The sequence below is a fragment of the Bradyrhizobium sp. LA6.1 genome, assembly GCF_040547805.1.
GTDB lineage: Bacteria > Pseudomonadota > Alphaproteobacteria > Rhizobiales > Xanthobacteraceae > Bradyrhizobium > Bradyrhizobium barranii.
On sequence record NZ_JBEPQK010000001.1, the window covers coordinates 440,031 to 455,424 of the forward strand.

Sequence of the window (15,394 nt, forward strand, 5' to 3'; positions counted from 1 at the left end):
CTCCCTGTTTTTTTGTTCGTCTAAGCGAAGTAGCAGCTCACCGAGCCGTAGGCGCCATAATCGGCCTGAATTGTGTCGCCCTTGCGGGTCTCGATCGGACGGATGAAGGAGCCGGCGAGCACGACCTGCCCGGGCTCCAGCGCAAGGCCCAGCGGCGCGATCTTGTTGGCGAGCCAGGCAACGGCGGTTGCGGGATGATTGAGCACGCCCGCGGCAAGGCCCGTCTCTTCGAGCTGGCCGTTTTTGAAGCAGAGCGCGCCGATCCAGCGCAGGTCGGCGTCCAGCGGGCGGATCGGCCGTCCGCCGAGCACGATGCCGGCGTTCGCCGCGTTGTCGGCGATGGTGTCGAAGATTTTTCGTGTCGCCTTGGTGCCGGGATCGACGCGTTCGATGCGCGTGTCCAGGATCTCAAGCGCCGGCACGACGAAATCGGTGGCGTTGAGCACGTCGAACATCGTGCAGTCCGGCCCCGCGAGGCGCCTGCTCATGACGAAGGCGAGCTCGGCCTCGACACGCGTGGCGATGAAGCGCTCGGTCGGGACAAGGCCGCCATCGGCAAAGAACATGTCGTCGAGCAGCACGCCGGAATCCGGCTCGTCGATATTGAGCGCGCTCTGCATCGCCTTCGAGGTCAAGCCGATCTTGTGGCCTTTGACGGTGCGGCCCTCCGCGAGCTTGAGGTCGACCCAGGCCTTCTGAATCGCGTAGGCGTCAGCGATGGTAATGCCCGGAAAATCCTGCGAGAGCTGCCGGATCTGGGTGCGGGTCTTCTCCGCCTGGTGCAGACGGTTCGCGCAAGCTTGGATATCGTCGTTGGAAAGCGCCATCTGTGATCTTACAAATCGTGGTGCCGGAGATACTTAACATGTTAAGTGAATGCGTCAAACACAATTTGGGTTTGCTGCACTGCAAACATTTTGCGGCTTGAAAGGGCGTCATGACGAAGAGACCGGCTGATCCCGCGAACGGAAGTGAGCCCGCCGCACGGCAGGTGCCGATGCGCGACTTCTCGCGCTCGCTGCCGATGTCGCTGCTCAGGGCGCGTGAAGCGGTGATGCGGCAATTTCGTCCCAAGCTGCGCGAGCACGGCCTGACCGAGCAGCAATGGCGCATCCTCCGCGCACTGGCAGCCATCGAGGCCGCGGAGGTGACTGAACTCGCGCGCACGGCATTTCTCCTCGGGCCGAGCCTGTCGCGCATCCTGCGCGATCTCGAGGCGCGCAATCTGATCGAGCGCAAGACCGCCAAGGCGGACCAGCGCCGCAGCATGGTCTCGATCTCGAAGGAGGGCGTGAAGCTGATGGCCGCGGTCGCCCCATCCTCGGAAGCGATCTACGCCGAGATCACGCAGCGCTTCGGCGCGCGCAAGCTCGCCGAGTTGCAGGAGATGCTCGGTCAGTTGGAATCGTGTCTCGCTTCCACGGACGCGAGTGACGTCACGGATGAAACGTAACGGCAAATTTGCATGATCACTTTCCAACTACGCATGACTGTCATCATTGCATAATGCGTGGGCAGCGCGGTCGCCGCGAAATGCGTGAAAATGCCGTGAGAAATCGCTGAGAATAGACAGCCGTCGCGGGTGTTGATCACTATTGGGTGCGCGCTCTGCGCAGTTAGTCGATGTTGGCGCAATATCAATTTACTCGTATCGGCAGAATTCGTAAGTAGCATCCGGTTCTGTATTCAGCGATAGAGCCAAGACCAAGAAGGGCCGACAAGGATGCCCGGCCCCAGGGAGGAATGAATGAGACTGACGAGACGCGACTTCGCGGCCGGAATTGCTGCCGGCATTGCCGCGCCCTACCTCATCAAGAGCGCGCATGCGCAAGGCGCTACCATCAAGATCGGCATGTGCGCGCCCGTCACCGGTCCCGCCGCTGAATCCGGCGGCTACGCCATCAAGGGCGCCAAGCTTGCGCTCGAAGCTGTGAACAAAGCCGGCGGTATCCTGGGAAAGCAGGGCGAACTGATCGTCGAGGACGACCAGACCACCAATCCCGGCATCGTGCTCGCTTTCTCCAAGCTCGCCGCGCAGTCCGACATCGTCGGGTTCCTCGGCTCGATCCGTTCGACCCAGGTGCACGCGATGGCGCCCGACGTGATCAAGCTTGGCAAGCCCGTGATGATCGGCGGCACCGATCCTAACCTCACCCACATGGGCAATCAGTGGCTGTTCCGCTGCCGCCCCAATGACAGCTATTCTGGCCGCGTCATCGCCGAATACGGTGTCACTACGCTGGCCAAGAAGAAATGGGCCGTGCTGCACTCCACCGATGCGTTCGGCACCGCAGGCGGCAAGGCGCTGACCGCCGCGCTCGAAAAGCTCGGCGCGCCGCCGGTGCTCGATCAAGGCTATGCCAACCAGAGCCAGGACTTCACCCCGGTCGTGCTCGCGATCAAGCAGTCCGGCGCCGACATCCTCGGTTCCTACTTCACGTTCGAGAACGATCTCGGCATCTTCGCCCGCCAGCTCCGTCAGCTCGGCGTCAACATCCCGTGGGTCGGCTCGCCTTCGATCGTCAACATCACCGCGCTGAAGCTCGCAGGTCCCGCGCTGTACAATACATATGGCGTTGCCGATTATGCCGAGAATTCCAGCGAAGGCTCGAAGGCGTTCGGCAAGATCTACCGTGATGCGGTCAAGGTCGCGCCCGACAACCAGAGCTCCTGGACCTTCGACGCCATCAGCGTCTTGTCGGCGGCCATCAACAAGGCCGGCACGACCGATCCGGCCAAGGTCCGCGAAGCCATCCTCGCGATCAAGAAGTTTCCGGGTGCCGAGGGCGAATACAATTTCGACCAGAACGGCGATGGTCTCCACGGCTACAACATCGTGAAGAACGAGAAGGGCAGCATCGTCTTCGACAAGCACATCGAGTTCAACGACTGACGTTGAAACGGCCTCCCCGATTTCGATCGGGGAGGTCGAACCGTCTTTCGGCGAACGCATCCGACCTCCAACAGAAGCTTGTCATGGATCTCGCCCTACAACTCCTTTTTACCGGCATCGGTATCGGCGCCGTCTACGCGCTCGTCGCGCTCGGCTTCGTGCTGATCTTCCGTGCCACCAATGTGGTGAATTTCGCCCAGGGCGAATTCTCCATGGTCGCGGCCTATCTGATGGTCGTCGCGGTCGAAGCCGGTCTGCCCTATTGGGCGGCCTTCATCGTCGCGCTGCTCGGCATGGCGCTGCTCGGTGTCATCTTCAATCTCGGCGTCTATTATCCGCTGCGCCACCGCACCTATCTGCCTGTGATCATCGCCACCATCGGCGCCTCGATCCTGCTCGCCAATTCCGTGCTCGCGATCTACGGCCCGCAGCCGCAGGTGCTGGAAGGCTGGTTTGAGACGCCGGGCATTCAGGTCGGCCCGGTCTATCTCGACAGCCAGTATCTGCTGATCATCGGCGTGACCATCTGTCTCGTGATCTTCAATTTCTGGTTCTTCGAGAAGACGCTGCTCGGCAAGAAGCTGCAGGCGACCTCGCAGGACAAGGAAATGGCCTCGCTGCTCGGCATTTCCGTCTCCACCATGATCATGATCACCTTCATCTATTCGGCGGTGCTTGGCGGCCTTGCCGGCATCCTCGTCGCGCCCGTGCTGTTCGTCTCGATCCAGATGGGCTCGACGATCGCGCTGAAGGCGTTCGCGGCCACCATCATCGGCGGCTTCGGCGACGTTGCCGGCGCCATCATCGGCGGTCTCGCGCTCGGCGTGATCGAGACCTTTGGTGCGGCCTATATCTCGGTGCCCTACAAGGACGGCTTCGCTTTCCTGGTGCTGGTCGCCTTCCTGATCTTCCGGCCGCAAGGTATCTTCGGCGAACGCGTGGCGGAAAAGGCATGAGCGCACCCAGCGACAACATGCCGATTCCGGCGCCCGCCATCCGTTCGAAACCGCTCGTGATCCGGCACCTGCCGTACTTCATCGGCGCGGCGATCCTGGTCGCGCTCGCGGCCAACATGCGCTTCGACGGATACGTCCATAACATCCTGCTGCAGGCCACCACGTTCTCGATCGCGGTGTTCGGCCTCTCGGTCGTGCTCGGCCTGTGCGGCCAGATCAATCTGGCGCAGGCGGCGTTCTTCGGGCTCGGCGCCTATGCGGTCGGCATGGGCACGACGGATCTGCAGCTCAGCTTCTGGCTGTGTCTCGTCGGCGGCTGCGTGATCTCGCTGCTCGCGGGCGCGTTCCTCGGCATGTCCACGCTGCGGCTCGGCGGTCATTATCTTGCGATGGTGACGATCTCGTTCCAGCAGATCGTCACGCTGGTGATGATCAATGCGATCTGGCTCACGCGCGGTCCCGACGGCGTCCCCAACATCAAGCGTCCCGAGATGTTCCAGTCGTCGCAAAGCTATCTCGCCTTCTGCGTCGCGATGCTGGCGATCGTCGGCTACCTGGTCTGGCATCTCTCCGACACCAAGCTCGGCCGCGCCATGCGCGCCGTGCGCGACAACGAGCTTGCGGCCGGCGTCAACGGCATCGACGTCTTCCGCACCAAGATCTACGCCTTCGCGCTCTGTGCGCTGCTCGGCGGGCTCGCGGGCGGATTGTTCGCCGGCGGCTTCGCCTATGTCAGCCCCGATCAGTTCTCCTTTGCGGAATCGATCGTGTTCCTGACCATGTCGCTGCTCGGCGGCGTGGCCTCGCCGATCGGTTCTGCCATCGGCACGGGTCTCTTGATCCTGATCCCGGAATGGCTGCGCTTCCTCAAGAGCGTGCCGGGCCTGTATCTCGCGATCTACGGCCTGTTCGTGATCCTGATCATCCGCTTCATGCCCGACGGCATCTGGGGCTTTGTTGCGGACGCCTTCACGCGCTGGCGCGCCAAGATCAAGGCGCCGCCGGCAGCGGCTGCCCTGCAATTGAAGCCGGCGACGATCGGCGGCGACACGGTGCTGGAAGTCACCGGGCTGTCGAAGCATTTCGGTGGCCTCAAGGCCGTCGACGGCGTCGACATCGCCGTGAAGCGCGGCGGCGTGCATGCGCTGATCGGTCCGAACGGCTCGGGCAAGACCACGACGCTCAACGTGCTCTCGGGTCTCTATGAAGCGACAGCCGGCAGGATCATGCTCGACGGCACCGACATCACCCACATGCCGCCGCATCAGCGCACGGCTTCTGGTCTCGGCCGCACGTTCCAGAACATTCGCCTGTTCCGTTCGATGACGGCGCTGGAGAATGTCGAGATCGGCGCCGAGCGGCCCGGCAACACCATGGTCGGGAAGGGTGACGACGCCCTGACTGAGCGGGCGATGGAGGCGCTGACCTTCGTCGGCCTCGGCAGCCGCGCCAACGAGCTGATCTCGAGCTTCTCCTACGGCCATCAGCGGCTGATCGAGATTGCCCGTGCGCTCGCATCGAACCCGACGCTGCTGCTGCTCGACGAGCCGGCGGCCGGCCTCAACTCGACCGAGAAGCTGGAGCTGCACGAGCTGCTCAAGCGCATCGCGGCGCAGGGCCTGACCATCCTGATCATCGATCACGACATGACGCTGGTCTCGGAAGCGGCCCAGCACATCACCGTGCTCAACTTCGGACGCCGTATCGCGGACGGCGAATCCCTGGCCGTGCTGCGTCATCCCGACGTCGTCTCCGCCTATCTCGGGAGCGAATGATGCCGTTGCTCGAAATCCGCAATCTGGTGGTGCGCTACGGCGAGATCGAAGCGCTGCGCGGGGTGACCTGCGCGGTGGAGCAGGGGCAGGTGGTGACGCTGCTCGGGGCCAACGGCGCCGGCAAGTCCACGACCTTGCGCGCCATCTCCGGCCTCGCCAAGCCGACCTCCGGCGACATCCTGTTCGACGGCAAGTCGATTGCAGGTCTTGGTCCGGAAGCGATCGTCCGCATGGGCATCTCGCACGTGCCGGAAGGCCGTAGGGTCTTCCCGGGTCTCACCGTGAAAGAGAACATCATGCTCGGCGCGTCCAATCGCCGGGCGCCGACCTCGGAGATCTCGCGGGAGGCGGATGCGATGTTCGACCTGTTCCCCGACATCCGGAAGTTCACCAACGCGCTCGGCTGGACGCTGTCCGGCGGCCAGTTGCAGATGGTGGCGGTCGCGCGCGGCTTGATGGCCAAGCCGCGGCTGTTGTTGCTCGACGAGCCCTCGCTTGGTCTTGCGCCCGTCATCGTGCAGGCCGTATTCAAGATCATCTCGGAGATCCGGCGCAACACGACGGTGCTGCTCGTCGAGCAGAATGCGCGCATGGGCCTGTCGGTGGCCGATTACGGCTATGTGCTCGAAACCGGCCGCATCGTGCTGGGCGGCAAGCCCGACGCGCTCTGGGGCAACGAAGCGATCCGCGCCGCCTATCTCGGCGGCCATGCCAAGGTGAGTGCTTAAACGGGAGATATTTCGCGATGGTCACGATCCAGGTCCAGAACCTCATCGATTTCGTCGGCGAGGTGTTTGGTCGCGCAGACTCCTCTCCGGAGGAGGCCAAGCGGATCGCGACCTATCTCACCACGGCCAATCTCACCGGCCATGACAGCCACGGCGTGATCCGCGTGCCCGTCTATATTCGCTGGCTGAAGACCGGCTTCGTGGTCCCCAACCAGACCGCGGAAGTGGTTGTCGACACGCCTTCGCTCGCGGTAGTCGACGGCAAGTTCGGCTACGGCCAGACCGTGACGCCGCAAGCGGTCAGGATCGGCATCGAGAAGTGCAAGAAGGCGGGCCTTGCCGCTGTTGCGCTGCGCAATGCCGGCCATATCGGCCGCGTCGGCGACTGGGCCGAGATGGCCGCCGCCGAAGGGTTGGTCTCCGTGCATTTCGTCAATGCCGCCGGCTCGCTGCTGGTGGCGCCGTTCGGCGGCGTCGAGAAGCGGTTGTCGACGGCGCCTTACTGCGTCGGCATCCCCCGCGAGGGCCAGGACCCGATCGTGCTGGATTTCGCCACCTCCGTCGTCGCCGAAGGCAAGGTGCTGGTCGCAAGCCGCGGCGGCAAGAAGCTGCCGAAGGGCGCGCTGGTCGATGCCGACGGGACCCTGAGCGAGGACCCGACCGTGCTCTACGGGCCCTTCACGCCCGAAGGGCCGCGCGATCACACCAAGGGCACCGGTGCCATCCGCGCCTTCGGTGATCACAAGGGCTCCGGCCTTGCCTTCATGTGCGAGCTGCTCGGCGGCGCGCTGACCGGAACCGGGGCCACCTCGGGCGGGCGGCGCTTTGCCAACGGCATGCTGGCGTTCTATGTCGATCCGAAGGTGATCGATACCTCCCATGTGTTCGATGCAGAGGTATCGCGCTATACCGACTTCATCCGTGCCACCAAGCCGATGGCGGGGGTCGATCAGGTGCTGATTCCCGGCGATCCCGAGCGGAAAACCCAGGCTGAGCGCACCAAGAACGGCATCCCCTTGCCGGATGACACCTGGGCGGCAATAGTGAACACCGCCCGCGAGGTCGGCGTCAGCGAAGTCAGCATCCAGCGGGCGACCGCATAGGTCTTGCGTCATTGCGAGCGTAGCGCGGAGCCCCGGTTCGCGGTAACAGCAGAGCCGTGCTGTCGCGGCGCTCGTCATGGTGACGAAGGTCCAAACAACGGTCCAAGCAACAAAAGAAGGAAGGCAACGTGGCGAACAAGGTCAAGGAAATCTGGAAGTCGGGCAAGGCCGTGGTCAACGCGTGGCTCGCGATTCCCTCCGGCTTCTCGGCCGAGATGATCGCGCAATGCGGCTTCGACAGCGTCACCGTCGACATGCAGCACGGCGTGCAGGACTATCTCTCGATGGTGCAGTGCTTCCAGGCGATGGACAAGCATCCCGTGACCCCGATGGTCCGCGTGCCCTGGAACGAGCCCGGCATCATCGGCAAGGTGCTCGACGGCGGCGCCTACGGCGTGATCTGCCCGATGGTGAACACGGCGCAGGAAGCGAAAAACCTCGTGTCGTATTCCAAGTATCCGCCGCAGGGCGTCCGCTCCAACGGCCCGATCCGCGCCGGCATGTACGGCACCGCGGGCTCCTACCAGAAGACCGCGAATGCCGACACCATCCTGCTGCCGATGATGGAGACCAGGACCGCGGTCGAGAACATGGAAGCGATCCTCGACGTCGAGGGCATCGACGGCGTCTATATCGGCCCGTCCGACCTCGGCTTCTCCTACGGCCTCGAGCCGAAGCTCGACCGCAGCGAGCCCGAGATCCTCGCGATCTACGACAAGATCATCAAGGAATGCGCCAAGCGCGGCCTCAACCCGGGCATCCATTGCAGCGGCGCGGAAGGCGCGGCGCGTGCGATCAACATGGGCTTCAAGCTGGTGACGTTGTCCAACGAAGTCGGCCTGATGACGACCTACGCCAAGATGCAGGTCAACGCGACCCGCAAGGATTCGGCCGGGAAGGCCTAAGAAAATCGTGAATGGCGAATGGGGAGTAGCGAATAGTGCTGCTCCCCTTTTTCCATTCGCCACTCACCACTCGCTATTCGCCTCCGAAGGAGACCTGCCATGACCATCAGCCCCGTCATTCGCCTCCATCCCGATGATGGCGTGCTGATCGCGCGCGCGAGCCTGCCGCCGGGAACATTGGTTGCCGACGGCGTGACCACGGTCGAGCGCATTCCCTCCGGCCACAAGGTCGCGATCAAGCCGATCGCAGTGGGCGAGCCGGTCAGGCGCTACGGCCAGATCATCGGCTTTGCGACGGTGCCGATCGCGCCGGGTCAGCACGTGCATACGCAGAACTGCGGCATGGGCGATTTTTCCAAGGACTATGCCTATTGCGCCGACGTCAAGCCGACGCCGAACTTCGATCTGCCGGCAACCTTCGAGGGCATCCGCCGCCCGGACGGCCGCGTCGCCACGCGCAACTATATCGGCATCCTCACCTCGGTGAATTGCAGCGCGCATGTCGCAAGCCTCGTCGCCGACGTCTTCAAGAAGAATCCGTTCACCGGCGACAATCCGCTCGCCGACTTCCCCAATGTCGACGGCGTGGTCGCGCTGACCCACAAGACCGGCTGCGGCATGACGCAGAACGAGCCCTTGGCGCTGCTCCGCCGCACGCTCGGCGGCTATGCGCGTCACGTCAACTTCTCCCACGTCATCGTGCTTGGGCTGGGCTGCGAGGTGAACCAGATCGGCGGCCTGATGGAGGAGCAGAAGCTCGCCGGCCGCCTGCGCGCGATGGACATCCAGGAGGTCGGCGGCACCCGCAAGACTGTCGAAGCGGGTATTGCCTTCGTGCGTGAAGCTCTCGCGGACTCCAACAAGGTCAAGCGCGAATCCGTGCCCGTCAGCGAACTCACCGTGGCCCTGCAATGCGGCGGCTCGGACGGCTATTCCGGCGTATCCGCCAATCCGGCGCTTGGGGCTGCCAGCGATCTCATCGTCCGTCACGGCGGCACCGTGATCCTGTCCGAGACGCCGGAGACCTACGGCGCCGAGCACCTGCTCACGCGCCGCGCCGTCAGCCGCGAGGTCGGCGAGAAGCTGGTCGATCTCATGCGCTGGTGGGACGCGTATACCGAGCGCGAGGGCGCCGAGATGAACGCCAATCCGAGCCCCGGCAACAAGGCCGGCGGCCTCACCACCATTTTGGAGAAATCGCTCGGCGCGATGGCCAAGGCCGGCACCACCAATCTCGTCGACGTGCTGCGCTATGCCGAGCCCATCACCAAGAAGGGTTTCATCTTCATGGACACGCCCGGCTACGATCCGGTCGCGGCGACCGGCCAGGTCGCCGGCGGTGCCAATCTGGTCTGCTTCACCACCGGCCGCGGAAGCGTGTTCGGCTGCAAGCCGGCGCCCTCGATCAAGCTTGCCACCAACACGCCCATGTACAAGCGCATGGAGGAGGACATGGACGTCAATTGCGGCACCATCCTCGAAGGCGAGGAGAGCGTCGAGCAATGCGGCCAGCGCATCTTCGAGCTCATCCTGAAGACGGCGTCCGGACAGCCGACCAAGAGCGAAAGCTTCGATTTCGGCGGCGCCGAATTCGCGCCCTGGGTGCTAGGGGCGACGATGTGAGGCTACGCGGCGTAACTCGCCGCGCAATATGCAGAATGAGCAGCGTACGTACGTAATCCTACGGAGCGTCAGGTGACCACACGGGTTCCCGCGGTCACGCATGATTAATCATTCTTGCCGTATTCCGATAACGATGCGGGCGAATCCTTCGGGGCGCTGCCCTTCGTGAGGATTCGTCAACGATGACGCGTGCGATACGGCCGACTGGCGTGGAAAATCTCCTCGGTGAGGAGGAGCTGATCGTGTCGAAGACCGATCTCAAGGGCCGCATCACCTACGCCAACGACGTCTTCGTCCGCATGGCCAAATATCCCTACGCGGAACTGATGGGGGCGCCTCACAGCATGATCCGCCACCCTGACATGCCGCGCTGCGTCTTCAAGCTGCTCTGGGATACGCTCCAGTCCAAGCAGGAGATCTTCGCCCACGTCGTCAATCTGGCCAAGGACGGCAGCCATTACTGGGTGCTCGCCCATGTCACGCCGACGTTCGACCAGCGCGGCAATGTCGTCGGCTATCATTCCAACCGTCGCAAGCCGGATCCGGTGCAGATCGAGCGCATCAAGCCGATCTACAAGACATTGTGCGCCGAAGAGGCGCGGCACGCCAACGCCAAGGACGGCATGCACGCGAGCTTCGATGCGATGGTCGGACTGCTGAAGCAACAGGGTGTCGGTTACGATGAATTTGTGCTCTCTCTCTAAGGCGCAGGGAGCGACCGCGCTCGCATGTGCTCTTGCCGTCGTTGCGCTCGTCCTCTCGCTCCTCGGTGTGACCGGTATCTCCGGAGCTGCTTTGCTCGGTGCGACGGTCGCGCTGCTTGGCTACGCCGTCTGGTGTCAGCATCGCACGGCGGTCGCCGTGGATGAGATCGCCGATGTCTGCCGCAAGGCTTCGCATGGCGATCTCGAAGCGCGTATCCTGAGCGACCGTCAGGCAGGACGCATTGGATCGATCCAGAAGTCGGTCAACGACATGCTCGACATCACCGATGCTTTCCTGCGCGAGGCCTCGGCATCGATGGACTATGCCAGCCGCGGCAAGCATTTCCGAAAAATCCTTGCGCGCGGATTACCCGGCTCGTTTCGCCATTCGGCCATCGTGATCAATTCGGGCACCGACAGCCTCGGCCGACGCGTGGTCGAGATCGGAGATATCGCAAAACAGTTCGGCACGCATCTCGACCGGGTTGCCGGCACGTTGATGGGCGCAGCGACCGACCTCGAATCCGACGCCGGCCAAATGGCGGCGGCAGCCGAGAAGACCAGCCGGCAGACTTCCGGCGTGCTCAGCGCCTCCGATCAGGCTTCGCGCAACGTTGCAACCGTCGCCAGCGCCGCCGAGCAGCTCGCGTCCTCGATTGCCGATATCGGCCGCCAGGTGAGCGGCTCGACCGCGAGCACGGGACGCGCGGTGAACGAAGCCAATCGCGCCGGCAGCGAGATCCGCACGCTTTCGGACGCCGCGCTACGGATCGGCGACGTCGTCAAGCTGATCAGCGAGATCGCCTCGCAGACCAATTTGCTGGCGCTCAACGCCACCATCGAGGCGGCCCGGGCAGGCGAGGCCGGCCGCGGCTTTGCGGTGGTGGCCTCCGAGGTCAAGAGCCTCGCCAACCAGACCGCGAAAGCGACCGAGGAGATCAGCGCCAAGGTCGGCGAGATGCAGCAATCGACCACCAATTCGGTCGCAGCCGTCGAGGCGATCGCGCAGACCATCGCCGAGATCAACGGGATTACCGCCTCGATCGCGACCTCGATCGAGCAGCAGGGGCTCGCGACCCGCGAGATCGCGCGCAACGTCCAGGAGGCCTCGGCCGGTACCTCGCAGGTCTCCTCCAACGTCACCGGCATCAGCGAAGCCGCGGCCGATACCGGGCGCGTGGCGAGCCGCGTCAACAGCGCCTCCGAGCGCGTCCATGGCGAGGTCGAGACGCTGCGGCGCGAGGTGACGCAGTTCCTGCAACGGTTGACCTCGGCGGCGTAGAGAGCCGGAGCCTCCGAAACAGCGACGCGCAAGCGGTCAGCCCGCACCTTGCGTAGGCACGCTCTGCCCGTTGTTAGTGCTTGATCGCGACCACCAGCGGTGTTCTGCTCAAAAAAGCTGCTGGAGCACCGCAACCCGTGTCGATCTACGTCGCATTACACCACGTCACGCACTACAAATACGACCGCCCGATCGATCTTGGTCCGCAGACCATCCGCCTGCGGCCGGCGCCGCATACGCGCACGCCGGTCCTGAGCTATTCGCTCAAGGTCACGCCGGCCAATCATTTCGTGAACTGGCAGCAGGACCCGCAGGGCAACTGGCTGGCGCGCTACGTCTTTCCGGAGAAGGCGACCGAGCTGAAATTCGAGGTCGATTTCACGGCGCAGATGACCGTGGTCAACCCGTTCGACTTCTTCGTCGAGCCCTATGCCGACAGCTTTCCGTTCGAATACACCAAGGATCTCAAGACGGAACTCGCGCCTTATCTCGAGACCATCAAGCCCGATCGCCATTTCGCGAAGTATCTCGACTCGATCCCGCAGGAAGCCCCGAACACCGTCAACTTCCTGGTCGATCTGAACAGGGCGTTGCGGGATCGGGTCCGTTACATCATCCGCATGGAGCCCGGCGTGCAGACACCGGAGGAGACGCTCTCCTCCGGTGCGGGCTCGTGCCGCGACTCCGCGTGGCTCTTGATCCAGACCTTCCGTCATCTCGGCCTCGCGGCGCGCTTCGTCTCCGGCTATTTGATCCAGATCCGTCCCGACATCGACCCGATCGAGGGACCGCCGGAAGTCGAGAACGACTTCACCGATCTGCACGCTTGGGCCGAGGTCTATCTGCCCGGCGCGGGGTGGATCGGTTTCGACGCGACGTCCGGCATGCTCGCGGGCGAGGGGCACATCCCGGTTGCGGCCACGCCGCATTATCGTTCGGCGGCGCCGATCTCCGGCGGCGCCGGCTTTGCCGAGGTCGAGTTCGAGTTCGACATGAGCGTGAAGCGCATCCGCGAGGCGCCGCGCATTACGAAGCCGTTCTCCGACGAATCCTGGACGCGGCTCAATGACCTCGGCGAGCAGGTCGACGGCGATCTCGCCGCGCAGGATGTCCGGCTGACCATGGGCGGCGAGCCGACCTTCGTCTCCGTCGACGACCTGGAAGCGGCGGAATGGAACACCGAGGCCGTCGGCCCGACCAAGCGCGCGCTCGCCGACGATCTGATCCGCCGCTTGCACACGCGCTTCGGGCCGGGTGGCCTGCTGCACTTCGGCGAGGGCAAATGGTATCCCGGTGAAAGCCTGCCGCGCTGGGCCTTTGGCCTGTACTGGCGCAAGGACGGCGTACCGATCTGGAAGAATGCCGATCTGATCGCCAGGATCGAGAATCCGCGGCGCGCCGAGGTCAAGGACGCCCAGGAATTCGTGGAGGGCGCGGCGGCGCGGCTCGGACTTGATCCCGGCTACGTCATCCCAGCCTATGAGGACACCGCGTACTGGCTCCAGAAGGAAGCCGAGCTTCCCCTCAACGTCGATCCGTCCGATTCCAAATTATCCGATCCCGAAGCCCGCGCGCGGATGGCGCGCGTGTTCGACGAGGGCCTCAACACGCCGCGTGGCTTCGTGCTGCCGGTGCAACGCTGGAACGCGCCGCCGCGCTGGCGCAGCGAGCGCTGGCAACTCCGGCGCAATCATCTGTTCCTGATGCCGGGCGATTCACCGCTGGGCTTGCGCCTGCCGATCGGCTCGCTCGGCTACATCCCGCCCAACCAATATCCTTACATCGTCGAGCAGGATCCGTTGGAGCCGCGGGGCAAGCTGCCGGTGTTCACGCTCGCCGCGCGCCCGGAATCGCCGCCGCAGGTCGCGCCCGAGCATCTCAACACGTCCGTCCCCGTCCGCACCGCGATGTCGGTCGAAGTCCGCGACGGCGTGCTCTGCGCCTTCATGCCGCCGGTGGAGCGCATCGAGGATTATCTCGAGCTGGTCGCGGCCCTCGAAGCGACCGCCGAGGAGATGCAGATCCAGGTTCACGTCGAAGGCTATCCGCCGCCGTTCGATCCGCGCATCGAGGTGATCAAGGTGACGCCCGACCCTGGTGTCATCGAGGTCAACATCCAGCCGGCCAAGAGCTGGCGCGAGGCGGTCGACATCACCGTCGGGCTCTATGAGGACGCCGGCAAGACACGCCTCGGCGCCAACCGCTTCCTGGTCGACGGCCGCCACACTGGCACCGGTGGCGGCAACCACGTCGTGGTCGGCGGCTCCAGCCCGCAGGACTCGCCGTTCCTGCGCCGGCCTGATCTCTTGAAGAGCCTCGTGCTGTACTGGCAGCGGCATCCGTCACTGTCCTATTTCTTCTCCGGCCTGTTCATCGGCCCGACCAGCCAGGCGCCGCGCATCGACGAAGCCCGGCACGACAGCATCTACGAGCTCGAGATCGCGCTCTCGCACGTGCCGCCACCGGGCTACCAGACGCCGCTGTGGCTGGTGGACCGGCTGTTCCGGCACCTGCTCGTCGACATCACCGGCAACACCCACCGCGCCGAGATCTGCATCGACAAGCTCTATTCGCCCGATGGCACCACTGGCCGGCTCGGCCTCGTCGAATTCCGCGCGCTCGAAATGCCGCCCGACCCGCGCATGTCGCTGGCGCAGCAGCTCCTGATCCGCGCGCTGATCGCAAAATTCTGGCGCGAGCCGCAGACCGGCAAATTCGTGCGCTGGGGCACCGCGCTGCACGACCGCTACATGCTGCCTCACTTCATCTGGGAGGATTTTCTTGATGTGCTTTCTGAGTTGAAGCAGTCCGGTTATCCCTTTGAGCCGGAATGGTATCTGGCCCAGCTCGAATTCCGCTTCCCCGCCTTCGGCCGCATCCATCATGGCGGCGTGACGCTGGAGCTGCGGCAGGCGCTGGAGCCCTGGCATGTGCTCGGCGAGGAGGGCTCGGCCGGCGGCACGGTGCGTTATGTCGACAGTTCGGTCGAACGGCTTCAAGTGAAAGCTGAGGGGTTTGTCGAGGGCCGCCACATCGTGACCTGCAACGGCCGCCGCCTGCCGATGACCTCGACCGGCCGCTCGGGCGAGGCCGTGGCCGGCGTCCGCTTCAAGGCCTGGCAGCCGGCCTCCGGCCTGCACCCGACCATCCCCGTTCATGCGCCCCTGACCTTCGACCTGATCGACACCTGGAACGGCCGCTCGCTGGGCGGCTGTGTCTATCACGTCGCCCATCCCGGCGGCCGCAGCTACGACACCAAGCCCGTCAACACCTACGAGGCCGAGGCGCGGCGGCTGGCGCGCTTCCAGGACCACGGCCATACGCCGGGTCCGATGCAGCCCCCGCCCGAGGAACGCACAAATGAGTTTCCGCTGACCCTCGACTTGCGGACCCCGCTCCTGCAATGAGAATGATGGTGGGGCAGG

General features: G+C 64.3%; 12 protein-coding genes. 11 read left to right on the top strand and 1 reads right to left on the bottom strand.

Annotated features, from left to right (window positions below; all coding sequences use genetic code 11):
* Positions 1-20: 20 nt before the first annotated feature.
* Entirely contained in the window at positions 21-827 is an 807-nt protein-coding gene (gene hpaH / locus ABIB99_RS02000; protein ID WP_166351214.1) for a 2-oxo-hept-4-ene-1,7-dioate hydratase, read from the bottom strand.
* 110 nt (positions 828-937) lie between these two features.
* Here hpaH and hpaR point away from each other — a divergent pair, with 110 nt between their 5' ends.
* From hpaR to ABIB99_RS02055, 11 genes are all read left to right on the top strand, one after another.
* Positions 938-1,453, top strand: a complete 516-nt coding sequence (hpaR, locus tag ABIB99_RS02005; RefSeq protein WP_354174659.1) for a homoprotocatechuate degradation operon regulator HpaR — start codon at positions 938-940, stop codon at positions 1,451-1,453.
* A 294-nt stretch (positions 1,454-1,747) separates the two neighbouring features.
* Positions 1,748-2,893 carry an ABC transporter substrate-binding protein gene (locus tag ABIB99_RS02010; protein WP_354174660.1) on the top strand — a complete coding sequence of 382 codons (1,146 nt, stop codon included), beginning with the start codon at positions 1,748-1,750 and terminating at the stop codon, positions 2,891-2,893.
* Positions 2,894-2,976: 83 nt separating this feature from the next.
* A complete protein-coding gene (locus ABIB99_RS02015; RefSeq protein ID WP_071915720.1) occupies positions 2,977-3,849 on the top strand; it encodes a branched-chain amino acid ABC transporter permease in 873 nt (290 codons plus the stop codon).
* Positions 3,846-5,624 (top strand): branched-chain amino acid ABC transporter ATP-binding protein/permease, encoded by a 1,779-nt coding sequence (locus tag ABIB99_RS02020; RefSeq protein WP_354174662.1) that lies wholly within the window; start codon positions 3,846-3,848, stop codon positions 5,622-5,624. Before ABIB99_RS02015 ends, ABIB99_RS02020 begins: the two co-directional genes overlap by 4 nt.
* A complete protein-coding gene (locus ABIB99_RS02025) occupies positions 5,624-6,352 on the top strand; it encodes an ABC transporter ATP-binding protein (RefSeq protein ID WP_071917611.1) in 729 nt (242 codons plus the stop codon). Before ABIB99_RS02020 ends, ABIB99_RS02025 begins: the two co-directional genes overlap by 1 nt.
* Positions 6,353-6,369: 17 nt before the next feature.
* Positions 6,370-7,455 (top strand): malate/lactate/ureidoglycolate dehydrogenase, encoded by a 1,086-nt coding sequence (locus ABIB99_RS02030; RefSeq protein WP_354174665.1) that lies wholly within the window; start codon positions 6,370-6,372, stop codon positions 7,453-7,455.
* Positions 7,456-7,583: 128 nt separating this feature from the next.
* Positions 7,584-8,360 carry an HpcH/HpaI aldolase family protein gene (locus ABIB99_RS02035; protein ID WP_028146930.1) on the top strand — a complete coding sequence of 259 codons (777 nt, stop codon included), beginning with the start codon at positions 7,584-7,586 and terminating at the stop codon, positions 8,358-8,360.
* 99 nt (positions 8,361-8,459) lie between these two features.
* A complete protein-coding gene (locus ABIB99_RS02040; RefSeq protein ID WP_071915717.1) occupies positions 8,460-9,983 on the top strand; it encodes a UxaA family hydrolase in 1,524 nt (507 codons plus the stop codon).
* Positions 9,984-10,165: 182 nt separating this feature from the next.
* Positions 10,166-10,687 carry a PAS domain-containing protein gene (locus ABIB99_RS02045; RefSeq protein WP_354174667.1) on the top strand — a complete coding sequence of 174 codons (522 nt, stop codon included), beginning with the start codon at positions 10,166-10,168 and terminating at the stop codon, positions 10,685-10,687.
* A complete protein-coding gene (locus ABIB99_RS02050) occupies positions 10,665-11,969 on the top strand; it encodes a methyl-accepting chemotaxis protein (RefSeq protein ID WP_354174669.1) in 1,305 nt (434 codons plus the stop codon). Before ABIB99_RS02045 ends, ABIB99_RS02050 begins: the two co-directional genes overlap by 23 nt.
* Positions 11,970-12,106: 137 nt before the next feature.
* A complete protein-coding gene (locus tag ABIB99_RS02055) occupies positions 12,107-15,376 on the top strand; it encodes a transglutaminase family protein (RefSeq protein ID WP_354174671.1) in 3,270 nt (1,089 codons plus the stop codon).
* The last annotated feature ends 18 nt before the right edge of the window (positions 15,377-15,394 follow it).